Raw genomic sequence first — 23,920 nt, 5'->3', positions numbered from 1 at the left:
AAAAACACAATAAAAATGAAAAATTGGATTGTTTTGCCAGGTTAATACCGACCAAATAGTGGCCTAACATCAATAAAATACCTTATTTTTAATAAAATGGGATATAAATTTCAAATTCGATGAATTTTTAAGGGAATATGAAGAAAATTTAGATTTATTTCAATCCTCAAACAAAGAAAGCTGATCCGATTGCGCTTTTATCTTAACTTCTACCGGCAAAAAATTGGAAACAGTAATACCAAGTAGCCTGATGCGGCTATTTTCAATATCAGTATTTGCCAGCAGCGTTTTTGATATATTTAATATGGTGCCCATATCATTCACACAATTAGGCAGCGACTGGCTGCGGGTTATCTGCCTAAAATCACTGTACTTTATTTTAAGGGTGATGGTACGGCCTTTTAAATGGTAACGCAAAAGGCGGTCGTGTACAGTTTTGGCTATTTTCTCTAATTCGGCGTGCATCTCGTCGGCGCCGGTAAGGTCATAAGCAAAGGTATCCTCGGCGCCCATAGATTTTGTTTCGCGGTGCGGCTGCACTTCGCGGTCGTCAATACCACGCACTATGTTATAATAGAAACCACCTGCTTTACCAAAGCGGCTTATCATTTCATCCTGGCTAAGTTTTTTCAGATCGGCTCCGGTAAATAATCCCTGTTTTTTCATTTTATCGGCAGTAACTTTACCTACACCGTAAAACTTCTCAACCGGCAGGTTTTCCATAAAGGTTTCTATAGATGAAGGGCCAATAAAAGTTAAACCGTCCGGCTTTTTAATATCCGACGCGATCTTGGCGACAAATTTATTGACAGATACCCCGGCTGATGCAGTAAGATTCAGTTCACCCTTAATAGCCTGCTTTATTTGCTGCGCTATCTCAATAGCCGAACCTATATCCCGTTTATCATCAGTAACATCAAGGTAAGCTTCATCTAACGACAGGGGCTCTATCAGATCGGTATATCGCCCAAATATCTCCCTTATCTTTTGTGATACTTCTTTATAAGCCGCAAACCTTGGTCTTACAAATATGGCATGCGGGCAAAGCTGCAGTGCCTGTTTGGATGACATGGCCGAGCGAATGCCGAATTTACGCGCCTCATAACTGGCGGTAGCAACAACGCCGCCACGCCCTTCGGGCAGGCCGCCAACTACCAGGGGCAAGCCTCGGTATTCCGGGAAATCGCGCTGCTCAACAGATGCGTAAAATGCGTCCATATCAATATGGATTATTTTGCGCCTTACCTGTTTATCCTTTTCTTCCACTTGTAGCAATCTAACGAATATTAAAACTATTTATTTAAATTACCTTTGGCAAAATTAGTTTCATCCGCAGGTATATATTATCATGTCATCCCACCACATTGTACGCGAAAAACAGGAACCGGCGCTTCTGCTACTAAGTCTCAATAACTTTTCGGAAGAATTACTGGGACAGTTGCTGGAGTGGAGCCCAACTGTTATCACTACTCCATTAGTTGCCGAGCAAATAAACGCCTACGAAATAAAAATAGACATCATTATAGCTGATGCACTTGACGAGGAACTACAATCCGACGTTAAGCAGATCCCACAAAACGGCGCTTCGCAAACCGGGGCGGCCTTAAAATATCTTATCCAAAACGACTACAAAGCCGTTAATGTGGTAACCGAGACCGTAGACCTGACAGATTTTATAGCATTTGCCCCTCTCATAAACATTGTAATATATAGCGGCAATCAAAAAATTTACGCGGTAAATTCAGGCTTTAGCAAATGGAAGCCCGCCGGCGAGAATTTTCAGCTCCTTTCTGTACATTTAAACCTGCAAACCAGTGGTTTAAATGATATTGGCAGCAACAAATTTGTTACGATCAATGATGGTTTTATAAGCCTTAAATTTGATAATGAGTTGCTTTTTATATCGGAGGATATTTAATTAGGATATACGCCTGACAAACAGTGCAATTAAAGGCGCGTTTTTTGTTTAAATAATTTAATATCAATTAAACCGTTGGTATATTTCTTAGTCATATACATACACCAGCATATTACGCCGGTCAATTATAAATTTCAAGATGAAAACAGGATATAAAAAATTAGCAAGTATAGCCCTAAGCGGAATGTTATTCCTTGGCCTGGGCTTTTCTGCCAGCGCGCAACACAGCAGAGGTGGCGGCGGCGGCGGTGGCGGCGGTCGTGCATCAGTAGGTGGCGGCGGTGGTGGTGGCTTTAGTCGTCCATCAGGCGGTGGGTTTAGCAGGCCCTCTTCACCTTCACCCAGCGTAGGCGTAAGCCGTCCATCGGGTGGTTTTAGCCGCCCTAACTCAAGCGGTGTAGGTATCAGCAGGCCTTCAGGTGGTTTTAACCGCCCTAACAGTGTTGGTGTTGCGCCGGGCACAAGGGGTTCATACGGTGGTAGCCGTACCAATGCATACAATGGCAGCGCGGGCTTTAACGGCCGCAGGCCAGTAGTAGCAGATAATAACAATAATCGCGGTTACTACGGCCGTGGTGCCTACCGTGGCGGCAACTATGGCCGTTATGGGTATGGCTACAACAGGGGTGGTGGCTATTACAACCCGCGTTATTTTAACCGGGGCTATTATAACTACCGTGGTTACTACAACTCTTATTACGCGCCGCGCATCGGCTTTAGCATAGGCGTATTGCCTTTTGGTTATTATCCCTTCTATTGGGGCGATTACCAATATTACTACAGCGATGGCTTATACTACCAGTATAATGATAACCAATATACAGTAGTTGAACCACCGGTTGGCGCAGCAGTAAACGCATTGCCTTCAAAAGCACAAGCTATTACTATTAATGGCGAGCAGTATTACGAATCGAACGGTGTTTACTACCGTGCGGTAACTAAAGATGATGGTACTGTAGTATACGAAGTAGCCGGTAAAGATGGCGAACTGAACACAGGTGATGGCAGCGGAGACGGACAGGAATACGACCAGCCTTACCAGATAGGTGATGTTTTAACCACCTTACCACAAGATAGCCGTAAAATAAAAGTGAACGGTGAAAAATTATATGTTGCGCCGGATGGAACTTATTTCCAGGAAACACGCGACAGTAATAACAACAAAGTTTACAAGGTAGTAGGTTTATCAACAGACGAACCTGCCGACGATACAAATAATTAATATCTATTTAATATTACAAAAAAGGGTGGGCGCTGAAAAGTACCCACCCTTTTTTGTTGGCCAAAATTTAAAAGAATTGTTATAAAAGTATTAGGCAAGCCTGCAGGTGATACGTAATTTTAACCCTGCCAATTACAAATGAAAAAATCCCTGCACACTATCATACTTGCATTATTAGGTTTTGCCGTTACTACCGCAGGCAAAGCATCGCCAAAAATAAAGTTATTTACAGCTGATAATCAGCATTTCGTTTACACCGGCCGGGTTGATTTTACGGATCCGCAGAAACCAAAATTTTGGTCGCCGGGGGTATATATTACTACCCGGTTTAAAGGCCCTACCTGCAAATTGCTGATCAATGATGAAGAGATGTATGGCAAAACGCATAACTACATCGAGGTAGTGATAGATGGCAAACCAACGCGCATACAAACCACCGGCAAAACCAACAGCATTCAAATAGCAAAGGGATTATCCAACGGTATCCATACGCTGCTTATCTGTAAGGATACGGAATCGGGCATGGGCTACCTGGAGTTTGTTGGCCTGCGATGCGAAAAGCTCCTGACGCCCCATCAGCCAAAACGCATGATAGAATACATAGGCGATTCTATCACAGCCGGAGCCGGTGTTGATGCCTCAGAGGTGCCGTGTGGCAAAGGCCAATGGTACGATCAGCATAACGCCTACCTTACTTATGGCGCGCGCACCTCGCGGGCTTTAAATGCCAAATGGCAGCTAACCGCGGTTGCAGGCATTGGCCTTATACACAGCTGCTGCGATATGAATATCCTGCTGCCGCAGGTTTATGATAAAGTTTACCTGCGTAACGATTCGCTTAAATATAATTTTAAACAATACCAGCCCGATGTGATAACCATTTGCCTTGGCCAAAATGATGGCCCGCAAGATTCGGTGAAATTTTGCAGCGAATATGTACGGCTGATAGATACCATCCGCAGTAAATATAATAACGCAAGTATCGTTTGCCTATCCAGCCCTATGGCCAATCAGGAACTTACCGCGGTGCTTCAACGTTATCTTACCGGTATTGTGCAAAAAGTAAATAAACAGGGCGATAGCAAGGTGAGCAAATTCTTCTTTAGCAGGAGTTTCAACAGCGGCTGCGACAACCACCCCGATGCTAATGAACACGCTGTTATTGCACAAGAACTTACAGCCTATATCAAAACCTTAAAGGGCTGGTAACCTAATTATAGGTATCGAAAGATATCTCCCCCTCTTAATTTAGATTTTCACCAGGAAAATACACGTTCATAAATACGTATAAGACGGTATTTTTACACGCTTAATAAAGTGTTATTTTTATTTAGTGTATATTTAGTTGTGTCATATTATCCTAAATACGCACTGTTAATACCCTAACCTTATGCAAGCTGTAAAAAACATTTTTATTGTAGATGACCACCAAATGGTGATTGACGGACTTAGGCTGATCATTGATACGATTGAAGGGTTTGATATTGTTGGCGAAAGTACCAGCGCCCTGCAGGCACTTGATGTACTGGCCACTGTAAATACGGATATATTGTTGACAGATGTAAGTATGCCCGAAATGAGCGGTATTGAGCTTACCCGCCTTGTGAAAAAAAAACACCCCCATATCAAAGTCATCGCCTTGTCTATGTTCAGCGAAAGCCAGGTAGTTGCCGAAATGATTGACGCGGGAATATCTGGCTATATCCTTAAAAACACGGGCAAACAGGAGCTGATAGAGGCCCTGAACAAAGTTGCATCAGGCCAAAATTACTTTGGGCAGGATATTACCCTGCAACTCATGAAATCCTTTAAACGCAACCAGGACGAATCATCGCGCCTTACCGACCGCGAGATAGAGATCATCAGGATGATTGAACAGGATTTTGGTAACAAACAAATTGCCGATATGCTTTTCATTAGCGAACGCACCGTAGAAACCCATCGCAAAAACATACTGCGTAAAACCAATACCCAAACTGTTGTTGGCCTGCTTAAATATGCTTACGAACGTAAGATCATCTAAAACTCATATTCATTACCATTTTCATAATCTCACTTTTGCGGTTAGTACGTAGATAAATATGCCCTTTTCACGTGATTGTACCAAACTGATGCTTTAAGCAACTTTGTTTTAAATAAACAAAACACTTAAACATTAAAACGATGAAAAGAATTAAAGGGGCATTTATAATAACAATGCTAATTGCCGTAACCGGCATCTCATGCAAAAAGGACGATTCAAAAAAAGAGGAAAATGTTGCGGGCGCAGCTACCGTTACTGCAAGCAATTATGGTTTCGACGGCACGGCGGGTGCGTCATTTAAAAGCACCAAAGCCGGCATTGTACAGGTTGGTGGTTTATGGACACTTAGTGCAATTAAAGATGGCAGTAATGAGTCTATCTCTATTGTACTGGGTAATGTAACAGCAACCGGCACTTACAAATTAGACCAGGGCAACAATGAAGGCAATGGCGCCATTATGCTAAAAGATTTTAAAACCGCAACCGGTGTTGGCGCATACAGCACAGACTTACCTGCAACAGGCGGCATGACAGGCGGTGGCGAAGTTAAGATCACCAAACTAACTGCTACCGAGGCCGAAGGCGAATTTTACATAGTGGCACATAACAGTGCAGGTAAAGAGGCTTTTGTTGAACAGGGCAAATTTACGGGGACTTTAAACAAGAGATAACATCAACTAAATCTCAAACAAAAAAGCGGCACCTGTATCGGCGCCGCTTTTTTGTTATTTACTGTGCGAGAAAAGCCAGGGTATCAGCTGTGGTTCTGCAAAGGCATCGTCCCAGCTGTTGTGGTCATCATTAGGGTAAATAGTGAATTTCGGGTCGGCACCGGCTGCTTTCAAAGCATCAACCACCACCTGCGAGTGATCAAACGGCACTACGCTATCCTTTTGGCCGTGAAAGATCCATAAAGGTACCTTTTTGGCATATTTACTTACGTTGTTGGTGTTATCGCCGCCGCAAATGGCAAAGGCTGCTGCAAAAGTATTGGGCTTGCGGCGTAATATTTCAAAGGTACCCATGCCGCCAATTGAAAGGCCGCCAATGTAAACCTGCTTTTTATTTACAAAGGGTTTATCAAGCATTTGGTCAACCAGGCCAAGCAAAGCGTGCATAGCTGTAGTAGGCTCGCCACCTTCCTGGAAATTGAAGATAAATTTTCCGGCTGCGTTTTGCTCAATTTTAACGTTAGACCAAAAACTGTTATTAGGGCATTGCGGAAAAACCACTATAGCGGGATAATTTTGGCGGATAGTATCGTTCAGGAACAATTTTGGGCCATATTTAATTTGCGCTTCGTTATCATTGCCACGTTCGCCTGCGCCATGCAGTACCATGATCAACGGATATTTTTTTGAAGGGTCGAACTTTTTAGGAAATAAAATACGGTAGGCCAGCGTATCGGTTTTGTTGATGTAGGAGCCCCTATCGAAAGCGGAGTTGGTTTGCGCCTGCACAAAAAAAGGCAATGCCAGATACATGATACCCAGCATTGCCAATATTCTTAATTTTTTGATCGTCATGTGGTATAAGTTTAATTTGGTAAAACTACTTAACGTAAATTAACGTCTTTCAATTCACTTCATTAAATTTATTTTCCGGGATCGGTAGAATCGTTACATCAAATCCCAACACTTCAGTCTATTTCTTCACGATAGCAGGGCTCTGAAAATCAAGCTTTTTTAACCCGTTCTGTACTTCGGGCGCGCTCATAAACAATTTCCAAAGCAGGCCGCTCCTGTAGTTCTCTATCATTACCACAATTGGCCCCTGGTCAATAGCCAGGTATGATTTAGCGTACCAGTCGTGCGATTCGCTAAAGGCATCAGTAAAACCATATTCGCCCCATATCTTATCGCCCAGATCGTAATAAAAGTGGCGCAGCGCTTTCATAGAATACTCAGGAGTATACGGGAACGCTGATAAAGCGGCGGTTGGCGTAATAACACCCAGGTCATTATCCGGCGAATGGGCGTTGTAGCCTTCGTAGTTATCGCTGGCGGTTAAGCCCCATGAGTTTTCGCCGTAACCTTTAAACTTTTTAGGGTTATCAATACAATAAGCATGGTTAATTAGGGTATGGTTAAGGTTTTGTTCCCAATAATCGGCATAGCGGTCTTTTAGCCCCTTAGGATTTAAGCCCAGGAATGAATATTGCGAGAAGAACAGCGGGCCACCATACGGGAAACCCAACGGTAACTTATAGCCATAGTAAGTATGGCCATTTTTAAAAAAGTCGCTTTGTGCCCAGCCCCGATGGTACACATCGGCACTAACCGGGTAGCGGTCGGCAGATGCGGCAAGGATGTAGGTGATCAGGCACTCGTTAAATCCTCTGATAGGGAAATTCATGGCCCAGCCGTTATTTGGGCTCCAATGCCAGTACAGGTTGTCGCGGCCATCGCGGGTGTACCAGCTCCACTCTACCTCGCCCCATATCCAGCTGATTACATCGCGTATGCGGCGTTCTTTTGGTGTATCGGCGGTATAGTATTGTTTTGCGCAGATAAGGCCTTGTAGCAGGTATGCCGTCTCCACCAGGTCGCCGCCATCATCCTTGCGGCCAAAGCGGATGGTTTTGCCCGTTTCGCCGTTTAGCCAGTGCGGGAAAACACCGTGGTAAGCATCAGCCTTAAACAAGAAATCAACGATCTTAACCATCCTGTCCACAGATTGCTCATGCGTTATGAATTTACGGTGATCGGCTGCTATCATGGCCATAATGCCAAAGCCCGAGCCGCCTGTGGTTACCACTTCATCACCATAATCAAATGATTTATTGCTGCGCTCGCGGGCAAGGCCGCTAACCGGGTGCCCAAAATCCCAAAAATAACGGAATGTTTGGCGCTGCACCACATCCAAAAGGGCGCTGTCGCTTAGGTTCTTGATAATGCCTACCGGTTTTATGCCATCATCGGCTTTAGCCGGTTTTTGCGCCATGCAATAAGCAGATGCTATTGACATAATGGCACAGAGTAATATTTTTTTCATGGATCAGTTGTTGTATAGTAACAGTGCTATCAGATAAAAAAAGGGTTGCCTGGATCTCCCAGCACAACCCTTGCTCAATCAAATGTATTACCTTCTTAATTAATAACCCGGGTTTTGTGTTAAAACACCACCGCTCAGGTCAATCTCATTTTGCGGGATAGGCCAAACCTCGTTTTTGCCTTCTTTCCATCCCCTTACACCAAATACTGCTTTACCACGGCCCTGGCGTATAACGTCAAAGTAGCGATCGAACTCAAGGGCTAATTCAACCCTTCTTTCCCTGTATATGGCTGCACGCAATTCAACCTGGTCTGTTGTTGTAACTGCTGGCAATACAGCCGGGTTACCGCCCCTTGCACGTGCCCTTACCAATTCTAAAGATGGTAAAGCCGCTCCAGGGTTTCCTAACTCGTTGTTGGCTTCGGCATTCATTAACAAAACATCTGCGTAACGTATTACCCTTATATTTTGCTGGGCGCCTTCGTTATAGCCTGATACAAATAAGCTAAATGGCACATACGATTTTTGGTTATACATAGGGCTGTTACCACCAGTTGGGATTACATCACCCTCAGGGGTAGTTTCGCCTCTAAACAAAATAGTTCCATCACGGCGGGTATCGCCCGGTTCGTAGGCTGCTGCTAAATCTGCACTCGGAACGTTAAAACCCCAGCCACCGCCGGTTACTCCATCAACACCCTGTACCTGCGAGTATTGTGAATTTGATGCATCCGGGTTATTTGGTACTATCGCACATTGAATTTCAAAGATAGATTCTGAATTATTCTCATGCGTGGTCCTGAATTGTTGCTCGTAATCTGGGAATAAACTATACCCAAGGCCCATCACCTGGTTGGTGTAATCTACTACATCCGCCCACTTTTTTTGATACAGGGCTACTTTAGCATGTAAAGCCAATGCAGCGCCCTTTGTAATACGGCCAACGTTAGTAGCATCATAAGATGTAGGTAACACTCCGGCGGCATCTGTAAGATCAGTTTCTATAGCTGCCCAAACCTGCGCTTTAGGTGTACGCGGAATGTTAAATTCAGACTGTTTAGGTACATGTAAGCGAAGCGGTATATCACCAAAGGCCCTTACTAATCTGAAATAAGCATATGCCCTTATAAATTTAGCTTCGGCCAGGTACCTTGTCTTTAAGCTAGCGGTCATGTCTATATTCGGAACATTATCCAGAATTTGGTTGGCAAAGTTGATGGTTTGATACTCGCCATCCCAAAAACTTTCAACCTGTCCTTCGCCAGAGTTTACGCTAAAATTACGGAAGTTAGTCATGTACGACGCGTCAGCCGCAGTACTGCCTTTGTTTACATCGTCAGATCCCATGCTTTCAACTGCGATAGGTGCAAAGGCAATGTTACTCCACTCGTGTAGGTTGGCGTACATGGCGTTTACTGCCTGGGTAGCATCAGCCTCGGTTTTCCAAAACTGTGTTGCGGCAACATTACCAGCAGGGTCTACATTTAAAAAGCTTTTTTTACAGCTTTGAAAGGTTAGGGATACACAAAGCCCTGCAATAAGCGCTTTGTGTAATATATTTTTATTAATAGTCATGATGATTTAATTAAAATGTAACGTTAACACCGAAGTTATAGGTAGCAAACAGCGGGTAAACGCTTGCATCTATACCCATATTACCCACAGTCCCGCCAATTTCAGGTGTGAAACCTTTATACCCAAAAATGTTAATGGCGTTTTGCGCGTTAGCATAGAACCTTATTTTTTGTACGCCAAGTTTTTTAAATGTATTACCCGGTAAGGTATAACCCAATTGCGCGTTCCTTACCCTGAAATAAGCACCGCTTTCAACATAGAAAGAGTTTGGCGCTGAGTTTGCATTTGAACCCACATTTGTAGACGGGTAGGTATTTGATGTACCTGCACCATGCCAGCGATTGTTATAAAAGTCCTGGGTAAAGTTTTCGTTGCCAAAACGGTATGCAATGTTTGCATTATATACGCTTACATCTGCCACACCCTGAAAATCTAAGGTCAGGTCAAAACTCTTGTAGTTAAATGTTGAGTTAAAACCGTAGCTTATTTTAGGATTAGGGTTACCTAATACTGTGCGGTCCCTGGTATCTAGTGCACCATCTTTATTTATATCCTCGTAAATAAAATCTCCGGGGATGGCAGTAGGTTGTTTTGATGCGGCGATCTCTTGTGTAGTTTGGAATATACCTGCAACCTTGTAGCCATAAAACGCGCCGATAGGGTCGCCAACAATTGTACGGGTAGCCAAAGCGCCGTTAGATATGCCGTTACCACCCTGGTATATTGGTGTGTTACCACTTATTACACTAAGCACCTTATTGTTGTTGAAGCCAATATTACCGCTTAATGAGTAAGAGAAGCTTTCACTTGGGCTGTCTTTCCAGCTTAATAAGAACTCGATACCTCTGTTCCTGATGGTGGCCTGGTTACCAATAAGGTTACCGCTGGCAGATCCAATTGAACCTAACACGGGTATTGCAAATATGGCATCCTGGGTTTCCCTGTTATAGTAATCTGCCTCAAAAGAAAGGCGGTTGTTAAGGAACGCCATTTCAAGCCCGAAATCAGATGAAACGCCTTTTTCCCAACGGATAAGCGGCGGTACAAATGTATTGATGCTTGAACCAGGATTTGCTATTTGGGCATTACCAAATATGGCTGTTAAATACGGATCGTTGGCTACAGTTTGTACTGATGGGTTAATAGGCACAACAGAGTTACCTACTTTACCCCAGCTTCCGCGAAGTTTCAACACATCAAAAATATGCTGATCTTTCATAAACGATTCGTTAGTTATAACCCAGCCTGCACCAACTGAAGGGAACCAGCCGTAAGGGTTAGGGAAGAATTGTGAAGCCCCATCACGACGCAGAGATGCGTTGATCAGATACTTGTTCTGAAATGAATAGTTTATCCTTGCAAATTGTGATAATGTACGGTTATGTAACTGATCTCCCGCTGTAGCAATACGGGTTACCGCCGCATCAGCCGGGAACGATGTATACAAATCGCCTGATCCATTGTACGGTACTCCATCTGCACGTGCATTTAATTGTGTTGTACGGTTATTTTGAGCGCTATATCCTAACAAAGCTGTAAACCGGTGGTCTTTTACCTGATAATCATAAGTAAGGGTGTTTTCCCAGATCCAGTTTTTAGTTTTTATTTGGTTAATGTTCAAATTAGATGTAGTGGTAGACTGGGCTGGAGTAGCTGTATATAAAGGCGTGAAGTTTCTAACTTCCTGTGTCCCAAAATCACCGCCCAGGCTTGTTCTGAACTTAAGGTTTTTTAAGATCGAGAACTCGGCGTGTACATCACCCGTTACCCGGTCGTTTTTAGTAACCTGGTTGTAAAAATCAAGCGTTGCCTGCGGGTTAAAGTTATTGCCGCTACTTGCTCCAAATTTAGCAGGGTCGCCGTATGAACCATCGGCGTTGCGTACAGGTAAGGTAGGCGCTGCCGCAAATATCTGGTGGAAGATACCATCAGGTGCATCTTTAGATTTGTTGATAACGCCATTTGCGTTGTAACCTATTTTTAAGAAGCTAAAGGGACTAAATTCGTTAGCAAGGTGAAGGGTATAACGTTTATAGTTATTGGTTTTCACAAGGCCATCCTGATCAAGATACCCAAATGAGTAGTTGTAGGTAATCGCTTTAGTACCGCCGGTTACCGATACCTGGTGGCTGGTAACAAAGGCTTTTCTTAATATTTGTTTGTACCAATCGGTACCGTTACCCAAACTTGCAGGGTTGGCAAATGTAGGAGGGTTAGCAGGATCATCAGGGTTTAATTGATTGCCATAATCCACCAATTCGTTAATTGCTGTAGCATACTCTGATGCATTAGCCATTTTTACCTGATTGGTAATTGCCTGGAAGCCCACATAGCCATTGTAATTGATAGTAGGCTTACTGTTTTTAGCACCACGTTTGGTGCTAATTAATACCACACCATTTGCAGCCCTTACACCATATATAGCGGTGCTTGATGCGTCTTTTAAAATGGTGATGTTGTCGATATCATTATTGTTCAGGAAAGAGATATCGCTGTACCATACACCATCTACTACATATAGCGGGCTAACATTACCGTATACGGTACCTAAACCGCGAATAGTTATTTGTGGTGAAGAGCCCGGTGTGCCATTATTTATAACGGTAACGCCCGAAACTTTACCTTGTAGCGCTGCTACCGGGTTGGTAGATGCCTGGTTATTAATGTCGGCTGCTTTAACTGATGCTACCGAACCGGTATTATCAACTTTACGTTGTGTACCGTAACCTATAACTACTACCTGCTGTAGTTGGTTATTGGTGCCCTGCAGTTTAATATCAATAACAGTGCGGCCACCCACCGCTATATCCTGTGTGGTATACCCTATATAAGATACCTGTATTGTTGAATTGGTTGGTACGCTTAATGAGTAAGCGCCGTTAGCGTCGGTTTGGGTACCGGTTGTTGTACCTTTTACAGCAACTGTTACGCCTATAAGCGCATCTCCATTGGCGCCGTCGGTAACTTTACCTTTAACGGTAATGTTTTGCGCAAATGCAGCAGTTGTGAAAAAAGTAAACAATAGCAGTAACCCCGAGATTGTATAAATTCTCTTCATAGTGGTTAATAAATTTTAAGTACTGGGTTAATTGGTTTTTGTAAGGTCGAAGTTGAGCAGATAATGTAATTTAAGCAAATAATGTAACTCTACATTAATACATCAACCCAAAAATACTTTCTCAAATATTTTAAGAAGAAAATATAATAAACTGCATTACAATGTTTTAAATATTAACTTTGATGGTGTTGTATACTACAAATACTATGCATGCATAACACATGCATAAAAGAGGTGTGAGAGGTAATGATGTAGTGTTATAACTCAATGAGAAACTCTACCAGGTTCTTATCATGCTCCAGGTTAAGCTTTTTTCGCAGCCTGTAACGGCGTATTTCTACACCACGTAATGAGATGTTTAATAAAGATGCCATTTCCTTACTGCTCATGTTCATGCGCAGGTAGGCGCACAGCTTTAAATCGTTGGGTACCAGGTCGGGGTGGCCTTGTTTTAATTTTTTGAAGAAGTTCTCATGTGCTTCGTTAAAACTGTTTTCAAAAACGTTCCAGTCGCGGTCATCACTCATGCCCTCTTCAATAACCTTGTGTATTTTTTTAAGCTGATCTCCTGATAGCTTTTTGCCTGTACTGTCTTTAAAGTTGTTTATTTCATCGCTTATTTTTTGCAGCAATTCGTTTTTGTAAACAATGTTCATGGCCGAATTTGCCAGCTCGCGGCTTTTGCTTGCCAGGTCGGCCTGCAGTTGCTCATTCTTGATGGTTACAATATGCTGCTCGTTAGCAATTGCCTCGCGATTTAAAAACTCTTCTTTCTCGCGTTGTAACTTCTCCTGTATCTCTTGCTGGTGCCTTTTTAATTTTGAACGATAATAGTATCTGATACTGTAAATAGCAAATGCTAATAGCAATACATATATAGTAAGGGCTATTTTACCTGCATACCATGGCGGTAATATTACAAATGTAAAGGTGGTTGCTTTAGTTATATTCTCGTCGTTAATTTTTGCCCGTACTTTAAAATGATAGGTGCCCTGGTTTAGATTTGTAAATTCTTTTTGCGTTTGAAAAGTCCAGTCGCTCCATTGTTTAGAGTAGCCTTCTAAATAATATTGGTACTTTATTTTAGCCTGTTTGTAGTAGGGAAGCGAATAAGCTATGCGTATATTGTTTTGGTTATACGGAATAGCTACTTCATTATCATCGCTGTTAGTATTACTTAATAATGTTGTTTTATCTGTAACGTTTTCTACCTTGCGTATCAACACATCGGGCAGGTTAATTATGGTTTTGCTTAAAGCATCTTTATCGTTTAATATTACAAAGCCATCATCAATACTAATTAAATATATAATGTTATTAATAAGGTTAATGTTCTCGTAGTTTTGCACCATTTGGCCATTAAGAATACTAAACCTGTTCGAATCTATAGTTAACTTTCCCGGCACTGATAAATTAGCAAGGGCAACACGCCCATGATTAATAAACCAATATTTCCCTCCAATTGCGGCTATTACCTTGTTAGATGATGAGAACGTATGAAGTTTTTTATTTAACTGCTGATATTTATAAAACCTGTCGGTTATGTCGTCATAAACGTAAAAACCCGAATCAGATGAAAATACGATATTATTATCAAGATTAAATACGCCTACATTATAACTGTCAGGTAAGCCCGATAGCTTGTCATAATATTTTTGAGATACCGCCCTTTTCATATCGGCACTAAGCGTAACCTTGTAAATGCCCTTGTAGGCATGGCTTACCCAAATCTGCCCTTTCTTATCCTGCTCTACAGAGCGGGATGGTTCTGAAAATCCTTCTATCTTATGATCAAATTTCCAGTTTCCTTGAGCATCCTTGCTATAAATTATAAGGCCATTATATGTACCCTGTATAAGTTGGCTGGTGTTAAATTTTTTAATCGTCCAGCCCCCACTCAGAGATGTTATTTTAGTTATGGTGCTGCCATTTACCTGAAACGTGCCATCGTTATGGCTGCAAAGCAGTCGGCCGTCTTGTAACGATAGTTCCCAAACCTGCCCCTGTGAGCCCGGAATAAGTTTAAAATCGAATGCCTGTAATAACTGGTTGTTACCGCCTGGCAGCCATTCGCTATAAAAAAGCCCCTGGTTGGTACCCAGGTAAATCTTGTTATTAAATATGATGCTGGAGTAAACGGTACCAAAGCGCCCGGTTTTATCAAAGTAGAAGTATAGGGGCGAGTTTACCTCGATACGGTCTATCCCGTTATCAAGGCCGGCCCAAAGGTTTTGCTCGGTATCAACATATAAACTTAAAACGGTGTTGTTTTGCAACCCACTTGATTTGTTTAGATGCTGTACAACATTGCCAGTAGTGTCAATAATTACAATGCCATTTAATATGGTGCCAAAGGCAAAATATTTGTCATGTATAAATACGGCGTTATTGAGCTGGTAATTCTTTAGAAAATCATTAGCCTGGTTTTGCCATGGTTTTATAGTTTCACCATCATATAAAAACAAACCGTTTTTTGCCGTGCCAATAAGGTATTTGCCTTTTTGAAAAGGCAGTACAGACAGTACACGGCTGCCTAAAATGTTACTGCCTTTTATATATACAAGTTTGTTATTTTTAAGTTCAAACAAACCGGTATTAATCTGCTCTGCAAAATAGCGGCTTCCTGTTTTAAATAAAAACAAAAGTGGTTTTGGGGACTTAACTACAGTTATTTCACCATTTGAATAGATATAGATAGAACTAAATGCCTGGAATATAACCTTGTCTTTATCAACATATATCTTCCAGATCTCTTCTTTTACCGGCTGATACTTTTTAGGGATAAAGTTTATTAATGAGTAGTATGTTAAAAAACCCTTTTTATTGTTTTGCCAATATCCAAACTCGCCAAAACCACCAGCGTATACTTTCCCCATGCCATCGGCTGCAACCGCACGCACAATAAGGCCATGGGGCATGCGGTTTAACTGCCAGTATTTTCCATCAAATGATAGCAAGCCTTCGGCATTACCAAAGTACATAATGCCATGCTCGTCGCGCGTTACCGACCAGTTTTGGTTGCCCGACTGGTACTGCGCTTTGGTATAGTTTTGAACGTAGGGTACACCTATGCTTTTAATATCGGCCGCATGGGCTAATAGGTTCATGCAAATAAAAAAAGCAAACAGAAAGTGTTTACGCATAGATATATAACGGTACAGCTGTAATTATACGAAAGTACAATTTGCCTTTGAATTTACAGTGATAGCTTATCTAACTAATCAACCAGCTGAATATTGCCTTTTTTTGCGGTATTTACCGGCTGCGGTACTTTTACATAGTAACCAGTGCCATCATACACACGCTTGCGCGGGTGTTCTTTACAGGCATCGCTGCAGCAGCCATCCATTTTGGTACCGCATTCATCGCACTGGGTAAAATGCTCATTACATTCGGGGTTGGCGCAATTGATCATTTTATGAGTGGTGGTACCGCAGTTAAAACATTTAGAGATAACAACCGGGTTAACCGTGTTTACATCAACCGAAAGGCGGTTATCAAACACATAACATTTACCCTCAAAATCTTCGCCGCCTGCTTCTTTACCATATTTAATGATACCGCCGTGCAGCTGGTAAACATCGCTAAACCCCTCGTGCAGTAACAGGGCCGAAGCTTTCTCGCATTTGATGCCCCCGGTACAATAGGTGAGTATTTTTTTATCCCTGTATTGGGCAAGTTGGTTTATCATAGCGGGGAAATCGCGAAAGTTCTCGATATCCAGCGTAACTGCGTTTTTAAATTTGCCTAAAGAGTGTTCGTAATTTGAACGTACATCCAATATCACCACATCATCACGGTCTTTCATGGCCAAAAAATCTTTTGGATCCAGGTGTTTGCCGGTTTGTTTTTGCGGGTTTATCATGTTCGGATCGCGCAGGCCCGAGTGCACTATTTCCGACTTGTAGCGGCAGTGCATCTTTACAAATGAAGGCTCTGCCACCTCGTCAACCTTAAAATCAATACCCGCGAAACGCTCGTCGGCATGTAAGGTATCCATATAGGTTTTACATGCTTCGGCAGTGCCGGATACGGTACCGTTTAAGCCCTCATCAGCAACAATGATACGCCCGGTTAGCCCAAGCGATTTACAAAATTTTAAATGATCGGCCGCAAATTGCTCGCCATCGGCTATTGTTGAATAACAATAGTAAAGTAGTGTGTTGTATTTTGTCATAACCACATTGATACCGCTGCAAACGGTGTTAAATGAGGTGCAAAAGTAAGCATTTAAGCGGAAAGGTAAAAGCTGAAAGCAAAAAGGGAAATTCACGCTTTTTGCTTTCAGCTTTTTGCTTTTAACTTACCTTAACCCATAAAAGATCCTGAACCCCTGGATGTACTTGTTATTACCCGCATATGATACTCCGTAATCCACCCGGAAAATAAGGCGCTGCACGCCTACATAAAACTCCTTATAGTTGGGGTTGCCTTTGGTGCTTAAAAAGTTGGCGCCTATAACCTCTTCCAGTTTTAGCTTCCTGATCAATGGCACCTTGCTTAATATAGACCCGGCAAAATTATGCTGGAAATGTGCTTCAAAGAATGCCCCGCTGGTGCTGTAGGTATAAAACGGCAAAAAGTGAAAACTACCGATGTAAGTAGGATCGAACGTAGTACCCTGGTTACCTAAATAGTGGTAATAATCCATGTAGTACAAGGTGTTATGATTAAAGAAATCGCCGGCGGTTAGCTTAAACGACGAGAAACCCGACAAGCCGATCCGCATATTATACTGCGAGATATCTGCCGATGCGAAATCATAATTAACATCCGAGCCAAACGCCTTGTTTATACCCTTACGGTAATTTAAGGTTAGCGTTGGATATTTTGACGGCAGGTTAAATTTGCCGGTGGGCCTGGTGATGTATTTTTGATCGAACGTAAAGGTTACCGAAGTATTAAAGGTTAATGCCTGGTGCTGCGGGAACAGAAACGAATGATCATCGGGAGGTGTACCCGCCGGTGCTAATGGGTTGTTAGATGTGTACTCTTTGTTTTTTACATCGAATAAATGGCCGAACGCGTTATTATACATTTGGGTACGGCTGGAGTAATTAAGCCCGCCCATCCATAAAACACCGTTGGCCAGTTCGCGCTGGTAACCAAACCCGCCAAACTGCGACCGGTAATATTTTACATAGTTATTCTCATAAAGCAGGGTACTCAGCGTATTAAAATACAATGATCGCGTACCCACGTTATTCAGATCGAGCACATCGCTGCCAAAGTTGACGTAAAACTTACTGTTATGAAAAGGGTCGTTGAAATACTCCGCAAGCATGTTGGCGCTAAAAAGCTTATTGGAAAAACCATAGCGCAAAGCTGGTGTAACGCTATAAGAATGCAGATCGTCTATTTTATGCGAGTAGCGTACCTTGGCATTTATCCCAAAGCCCTCAACCGTGTTATAATAAAATGTTTGCAGAAAGGGGAATATGTAAAGCGAATCGGTCTCGGCACGGTTACTGGCGCTATACCCAAATATAGTGTAAGTAAAATAATTGATGTTGTTTTTGGTATGCTGAATAGAATCCAGGTAGATATCGGTTTTTTTATATGCCGCTATGCTGTCTTTCTTTTGATAATCACGAGCCTCCTGCCGGGTTAATAGCAGCGGGCGGTTGGCGTTCCAGTAGTTTGCCGTTTTAATGTTGGCCGCGGTATCTATCCGCAGTATTTCGCCGTTAAAAAAACCTTTCGGGAAGGTTGGGTTCAGTTTATAGTTATTGTAGATAGCCTCGTAATAGCCGCCAAATTTAAACCCGAACACCGATCCTTTAAAGTTTAGCTGCACCGCCGCAGGCATCCAAACGCTATCCGTAATCGGGATATACTGCTGGCTTACCCTAAGGGTATCAACCAGGTTAAGGCTGCTGCGTTTATTGGTAAGCATCAGGTCGGCGCTGTACAAACGCCAATCGCCTTCTACTATGTAAATATTCCCCTGGAAATATTGACCGTTCTCGCGCCTGGGGATCACTTCAATTTTATCAACCGTACGGCCGTTTTGTATAGTGCTGCCAATAAGTTTGTAATTGTAAAAGTTAAATGCGTTTGACGCCAGCGGCGATACATAACCGCGTGTGCTCAATCCGTTTATTTTAAAAACATTGTTGTAAAAGTTCACCTGCAGGTCTGATGCTTTGCTGTAATCAAAAGCGGTGTTTACACCCGCTTGCTTTGATGCTATGGTAACCTCGCGTACCTTATCGGGCCGCTCAAAATTAAGGTTTGATAGCATTTCCGATTGGTAAAGTATCCCCCGCCCGTTCGAGTCAAGGTCAAGCGCCTGGGTAACCGCCTTGCTGGTTAACGATTTTGGCGAGCTTAAAAGCTTTTGTACCCCCTTTACATATACGGCGCAGCTATAGCCATTCAACTCTTCGAGGTGCGCGCGGCGCTTGTCAATAACCATGCGCATAATAGTATCGCCGGGGTCAAGGTTGTACTTCCACTTGTCAGATACCTGGCTAAATCTGAAGATCTCTCTGGCCAGTTGCACATCGTGTACCTCGTCATGGTCGGTAATAGTAACGCTTTCTGTTTGTTCTTTATACCCGGTGAAACGGTAGGTAACATTATAAGTGCCGGGGCTTAACTTCAAGCGGTAACGGCCCTCTTCATTAGCCGTTGTGCCGTAGGTAGAGTTACGGATATATACCGATGTAAATGATACCGGCTCATTCTTTGGCCCGGCAACACGCCCTGACAAGCTATACTGCTGTGCTGAGGCACCTAAAGCCGTAAGGATGAAGAAGATGGCAAGTAAATATTTTCTCATACAGAGGTTTTACGGTAAATAGTATTTAGGCACAAAATGTTTGTTTACCTGTGTTATTTATATTAATTGTACGGCATAACCTTCAATTGCCTGTTATTGTTTAATTTTGAGGCCTTAATACGCAACATTATGTACAAAACATTGCAGCCGGTTTTACAGCAGGAGCTTGCCGGTATTGAAAGCGCCGGATTATATAAAAGAGAAAGAATCATCACATCGCCACAGGGCGCTGATATTACGGTACAGGGTGGCCAGGAAGTGATAAACTTTTGCGCCAATAACTACCTGGGCCTTTCTGCCCATCCAAAGGTTATAGCTGCCGCCAAAGCCACTATGGATACACACGGCTACGGCCTTTCATCCGTACGTTTTATTTGCGGTACGCAGGATATCCATAAAAAACTGGAGCAAAAGATCTCTGCATTTTTAGGCACCGAAGATACTATACTTTACGCAGCCGCATTTGATGCTAACGGCGGTGTGTTCGAGCCCTTGTTTAACGATCAGGATGCTATTATCTCCGACGAGTTAAACCATGCCTCAATTATCGACGGTGTGCGCCTTTGTAAAGCACAGCGCAAGCGTTACAAACATGATGATATGGCCGACCTGGAAGAGCAACTGAAAGCCACGCAGGATCTTCGCCACCGTATTATTGTAACCGATGGTGCATTCTCTATGGATGGTACCATTGCCCAGCTTGATAAAATTTGCGCCCTTGCCGAGCAATACAACGCTTTGGTAATGATAGACGAAAGCCATTGCAGCGGCTTTATGGGCAAAACCGGCCGCGGTACGCACGAGCATCATAACGTAATGGGTAAAATAGATATCATTACCGGTACGCTGGGTAAAGCCTTAGGTGGTGCATCGGGCGGGTTTACATCAGGCCGCAAAGAAATTATTGACATGCTTCGCCAGCGCTCGCGCCCGTACCTGTTCAGTAATACACTGGCTCCGGCTATTACAGGCGCGTCTATAGCCGTGCTGGATATGCTGAGCGAAACCACCGACTTGCGCGACAAACTGGAAAGCAATACCCAATACTTCCGCGAGAAGATGACTGCGGCAGGCTTTGATATAAAACCGGGCGTACACCCAATTGTACCCGTTATGCTATACGATGCCAAGCTGGCGCAGGAGTTTGCCGCCAAAATGCTGGAGGAAGGCATTTACGTTATCGGTTTTTACTATCCGGTAGTGCCGCAGGGTAAAGCACGTATCCGCGTGCAGATCTCGGCCGGGCACGATGTGGAACATTTGGATAAAGCCATAGCCGCGTTTACCAAGGTAGGCAAGGCATTAGCCGTGATTAAATAATTACACCGTATATTTGTAGTTACATTTTTTTGAAGGAATAAGTTATAATGCAATCTAAAATAGATCAATACACTGCCGAGATAAAGGCGTTTACCGCTGCAAAGGCCGATGAACTGGAAGCATTCCGTATAAAATTTTTAGGTACCAAGGGACTAATAAAAGACCTGTTCGAGGAATTTAAAACCGTTGGCCCCGAAGAGAAACGCACCTTTGGTAAGGTACTGAACCAGTTTAAGCAGTTTGCCGAAGGCAGGTATAACGAGATCAAAGAAAGTTTAGACTCCGGACCAAAAACCCAGGACTTAGGCCTTGACCTAACCCTGCCCGGCGATGGCTTTGAGGTTGGTTCGCGCCACCCATTATCATTGGTGCGTAACGAGATCATCGATATATTTAAACGCCTTGGTTTCGTGGTGGCCGAAGGGCCGGAGATTGAGGACGACTGGCATAACTTCTCGGCGCTGAACTTCCCGCAGGAACACCCGGCAAGGGATATGCAGGACACCTTCTTTATCCGCAAGGGCGATGGTACAGATGATATCGCTTTGCGTACGCACACCTCATCGGTACAGGTACGCATGATGGAAAACGGTAAACCACCGTTCCGCGCTATTATGCCCGGCCGTGTTTACCGTAACGAGGCTATCTCTGCCCGCGCGCATTGCTTTTTCCACCAGGTAGAAGGTTTATATGTGGATGAGAATGTATCATTCTCCGATCTGAAACAAACGCTTTATCACTTTGTGCAAGAGCTTTACGGCGAGGGCACCAGGGTGCGTTTCCGCCCGTCGTATTTCCCGTTCACCGAGCCATCTGCCGAAATGGATATATCATGCACCATTTGTAAAGGCGCGGGCTGTAACATGTGCAAATACAGCGGTTGGGTTGAAATTTTAGGCTGTGGCATGGTTGACCCTAACGTATTGGAAAATTGCGGTATCGACAGTAAGAAATACACCGGTTTTGCATTCGGTATGGGTATCGAGCGTATCACCAACTTAAAATACGTGATCCGCGATCTGCGTTTATTCTCAGAGAACGATGTGCGTTTCTTAAAACAGTTTACAACAGATATTATATAAATGAAGAATATACCGGCACTACTTATTGTTTGCCTGCTGTTTTTAGGCTGCGGCAAAGGCGGTAGCGTAGTGCCGGCCGTGCCGGTAAACGTAAAAATTGTAAAAACAGACCCCCGTTATACCGCGCTTAGCGCGCCCGGTGGTTATGCTTATATAAATGGTGCGGGTGTTGCCGGTATCATTATTTACCGCCAGGTAGATGGCTCATACGCGGCTTACGACCGCTGTAGTAGTTATATGCCCGAGAAACTTTGCGCTATTACGGTTGATGACAATGGCTTTACCGCCACCGACCCATGCAGCGGCTCAAAGTTCTCACTCTCAGATGGTGGGCCCGTTAAAGCCCCCGCTACCAAATATCTCAGGTCGTACATTGTAAATACGACACAATTTGAGATATTTGTTTCAAATTAGTGAATGGAAGCCGATAAAATTAAAGATAGTATTAAGCGGGCAGCGCAGGATCTGTTCCGCAAATTCGGTTACCACAAAACCAGTGTGAACGAAATAGCCAAGCGCGCCAAAATTGCGAAGGCCACCATCTACAAGTATTTTGATAGTAAGGAAGCCGTTTTGCACGTTTTGCTCATGGACTATATCAAAGTGAGTGTTGATGAACTGATCAATACCAACACAGCCGATATGGACGAGGAAGCACACCTGAGCAGCCTCATCATGAAAACCTGCCGCCTCTCGTACACCGTTTGCAACGAATTTATCGGCTGGGATTTTATCCGCGAAAGCACCAACTCACAGGATTTTTTAAAGAACCTCTCTAACGAGCTGGAAGAACTGCTGGTACAATCATTTACCCAACTGCCCGGCATTCGCAAGCACGAGGGTTACCACCAGCGCATCCGTTTCCTCATTAAATGCAGCAAAAGCATCGTGTTCAGCTTCGCGTTTACCTCTGTAAGTGATAGCGATGTGCGCAAAAACTTTGTTTCTTTTCAAAAAGAGATCCTGCCTTACTTGGTTAAGGCGGCGATATTGGTATAAATCAGCTATCATCAAAGCGTAGGGCACGCGCGATCCCTCCCAACAGGCTACCGTGTACCCACATCTTTTCGAGAGGTTTATTTTTCATGACCCGTAGGGTCTACCGCTTTGTAGCCAATGAAAAAAACAGCTTTTGCCCCGTTAGGGTCTACCCTTTATCAGCTTTTTCAGATGTAGAACAACGCAATATACTTACCTGCCAGGTAGATGGGTAGCCGCGATGCGGCACAAATCACATATTATTATTATGTCTACAAAGCGGTAGACCCTACAGGTCATTGAGGTTAAACTTATGGTTACACGGTAGCCTTGTTTTAGGTCTAAGTTGGAAACTTAGACCAGGATTAGTGGGTTCTATACCCTATTAGCTTAGGATAAACACCTCAATTTTTTCTATAAGGCTTGGGTTATTAAAATAGCATGCTGTTTCTATAGCAAGTGCTGGAATATGCCAACCGCTATCATGATCAAATGGCGCCAATTCTCCGGATGCATTGTATGTTATTTTTGCAACAAGTTCGGCAAGCAGTAGATATCCTTCGTACTTATACTTTTTATTAGCGAGTAAAAATCTTCTGATTTCAGTAAATTGCTCATGCGCTTCTTTCCATCTACTACTATCTTTTATAATGCTATTAAGCCCCACTATGGGTTGCGGTATAATACCCACATATTCATCAAAGGCCGAAAGTATTTGTAACCCCCAGTTTGGTCTGTCCTGGCTTTTAATTCGCTCAAAAATTTGTTTACCTCTTTCTAAACCGTTTTTATCCATGTCGATTAAAGATAGGCGATTGTTCCAGCGTCAATAAATATTTTTCTAAAATATTATTTGCAACTCCCAATTTTAATAACTTACTTTGAATAACAAAGTACTTTTAAGTGAAAGAAAACGAAATACAGGACGAGCTAACCTCCATCCGCAGTTTGATGGAGCGTTCCTCA

The 23,920-nt window shown here is 43.2% G+C and carries 18 protein-coding genes; 9 read left to right on the top strand and 9 right to left on the bottom strand.

Annotated features, from left to right (window positions below):
• Positions 1 to 159 precede the first annotated feature (159 nt).
• Entirely contained in the window at positions 160 to 1,218 is a 1,059-nt protein-coding gene (dinB, locus tag WC615_RS09050) for a DNA polymerase IV (protein ID WP_372977783.1), read from the bottom strand.
• Between the two features lie 130 nt (positions 1,219 to 1,348).
• Between dinB and WC615_RS09045 the strand changes: the two genes are divergently transcribed.
• From WC615_RS09045 to WC615_RS09025, 5 genes are all read left to right on the top strand, one after another.
• A complete protein-coding gene (locus WC615_RS09045) occupies positions 1,349 to 1,918 on the top strand; it encodes a thiamine pyrophosphokinase (RefSeq protein WP_372977782.1) in 570 nt (189 codons plus the stop codon).
• A 139-nt stretch (positions 1,919 to 2,057) separates the two neighbouring features.
• Positions 2,058 to 3,140, top strand: coding sequence for a DUF6515 family protein (locus tag WC615_RS09040; protein ID WP_372977781.1), 1,083 nt, complete (start codon positions 2,058 to 2,060; stop codon positions 3,138 to 3,140).
• A 138-nt stretch (positions 3,141 to 3,278) separates the two neighbouring features.
• Entirely contained in the window at positions 3,279 to 4,349 is a 1,071-nt protein-coding gene (locus tag WC615_RS09035; protein ID WP_372977780.1) for an SGNH/GDSL hydrolase family protein, read from the top strand.
• Between the two features lie 181 nt (positions 4,350 to 4,530).
• Positions 4,531 to 5,163 carry a response regulator transcription factor gene (locus WC615_RS09030; protein ID WP_191175540.1) on the top strand — a complete coding sequence of 211 codons (633 nt, stop codon included), beginning with the start codon at positions 4,531 to 4,533 and terminating at the stop codon, positions 5,161 to 5,163.
• Positions 5,164 to 5,303: 140 nt separating this feature from the next.
• Positions 5,304 to 5,834: a hypothetical protein gene (locus tag WC615_RS09025; RefSeq protein WP_372977779.1), complete on the top strand. Its 531-nt coding sequence runs from the start codon at positions 5,304 to 5,306 to the stop codon at positions 5,832 to 5,834.
• A gap of 54 nt (positions 5,835 to 5,888) precedes the next feature.
• Here the strand turns inward: WC615_RS09025 and WC615_RS09020 are convergent, their stop codons facing one another.
• The 7 genes from WC615_RS09020 to WC615_RS08990 form a co-directional block, all read right to left on the bottom strand.
• The gene (locus tag WC615_RS09020; protein ID WP_372977778.1) at positions 5,889 to 6,689 is read right to left on the bottom strand and encodes a prolyl oligopeptidase family serine peptidase; all 801 of its coding nucleotides are present in this window, start codon (positions 6,687 to 6,689) and stop codon (positions 5,889 to 5,891) included.
• 118 nt (positions 6,690 to 6,807) lie between these two features.
• Positions 6,808 to 8,157: a glucoamylase family protein gene (locus tag WC615_RS09015; RefSeq protein ID WP_372977777.1), complete on the bottom strand. Its 1,350-nt coding sequence runs from the start codon at positions 8,155 to 8,157 to the stop codon at positions 6,808 to 6,810.
• A 99-nt stretch (positions 8,158 to 8,256) separates the two neighbouring features.
• On the bottom strand, positions 8,257 to 9,732 hold the full coding sequence (locus tag WC615_RS09010; RefSeq protein ID WP_372977776.1) for a RagB/SusD family nutrient uptake outer membrane protein: 1,476 nt from the start codon (positions 9,730 to 9,732) through the stop codon (positions 8,257 to 8,259).
• 10 nt (positions 9,733 to 9,742) lie between these two features.
• Positions 9,743 to 12,790: a SusC/RagA family TonB-linked outer membrane protein gene (locus tag WC615_RS09005; protein WP_372977775.1), complete on the bottom strand. Its 3,048-nt coding sequence runs from the start codon at positions 12,788 to 12,790 to the stop codon at positions 9,743 to 9,745.
• A gap of 257 nt (positions 12,791 to 13,047) precedes the next feature.
• Entirely contained in the window at positions 13,048 to 15,897 is a 2,850-nt protein-coding gene (locus tag WC615_RS09000; protein WP_372977774.1) for a triple tyrosine motif-containing protein, read from the bottom strand.
• Positions 15,898 to 16,007: 110 nt separating this feature from the next.
• The gene (locus WC615_RS08995) at positions 16,008 to 16,967 is read right to left on the bottom strand and encodes a rhodanese-related sulfurtransferase (protein ID WP_372977773.1); all 960 of its coding nucleotides are present in this window, start codon (positions 16,965 to 16,967) and stop codon (positions 16,008 to 16,010) included.
• Between the two features lie 126 nt (positions 16,968 to 17,093).
• Complete coding sequence (locus WC615_RS08990; protein WP_372977772.1) at positions 17,094 to 19,574, bottom strand: DUF5686 family protein; 2,481 nt, start codon at positions 19,572 to 19,574, stop codon at positions 17,094 to 17,096.
• Between the two features lie 129 nt (positions 19,575 to 19,703).
• Between WC615_RS08990 and kbl the strand changes: the two genes are divergently transcribed.
• From kbl to WC615_RS08970, 4 genes are read left to right on the top strand one after another with little or no spacing between them, the layout of a single operon-like run.
• Complete coding sequence (gene kbl, locus WC615_RS08985; protein WP_372977771.1) at positions 19,704 to 20,894, top strand: glycine C-acetyltransferase; 1,191 nt, start codon at positions 19,704 to 19,706, stop codon at positions 20,892 to 20,894.
• 47 nt (positions 20,895 to 20,941) lie between these two features.
• Positions 20,942 to 21,976, top strand: a complete 1,035-nt coding sequence (gene pheS, locus WC615_RS08980; RefSeq protein ID WP_191175529.1) for a phenylalanine--tRNA ligase subunit alpha — start codon at positions 20,942 to 20,944, stop codon at positions 21,974 to 21,976.
• A complete protein-coding gene (locus WC615_RS08975) occupies positions 21,977 to 22,390 on the top strand; it encodes a hypothetical protein (protein WP_372977770.1) in 414 nt (137 codons plus the stop codon). It abuts the gene before it with no gap.
• 3 nt (positions 22,391 to 22,393) lie between these two features.
• Entirely contained in the window at positions 22,394 to 22,975 is a 582-nt protein-coding gene (locus WC615_RS08970) for a TetR/AcrR family transcriptional regulator (RefSeq protein ID WP_191175527.1), read from the top strand.
• Positions 22,976 to 23,339: 364 nt separating this feature from the next.
• On the opposite strand, the gene WC615_RS08965 is transcribed toward WC615_RS08970, so the two are convergent.
• A complete protein-coding gene (locus WC615_RS08965; RefSeq protein ID WP_372977769.1) occupies positions 23,340 to 23,750 on the bottom strand; it encodes a hypothetical protein in 411 nt (136 codons plus the stop codon).
• Between the last annotated feature and the right edge of the window lie 170 nt (positions 23,751 to 23,920).

It is taken from the genome of Mucilaginibacter sp., from assembly GCF_041663085.1.
Taxonomy (GTDB): Bacteria; Bacteroidota; Bacteroidia; order Sphingobacteriales; family Sphingobacteriaceae; genus Mucilaginibacter.
This window is presented reverse-complemented; position numbering and strand designations above follow the sequence as displayed.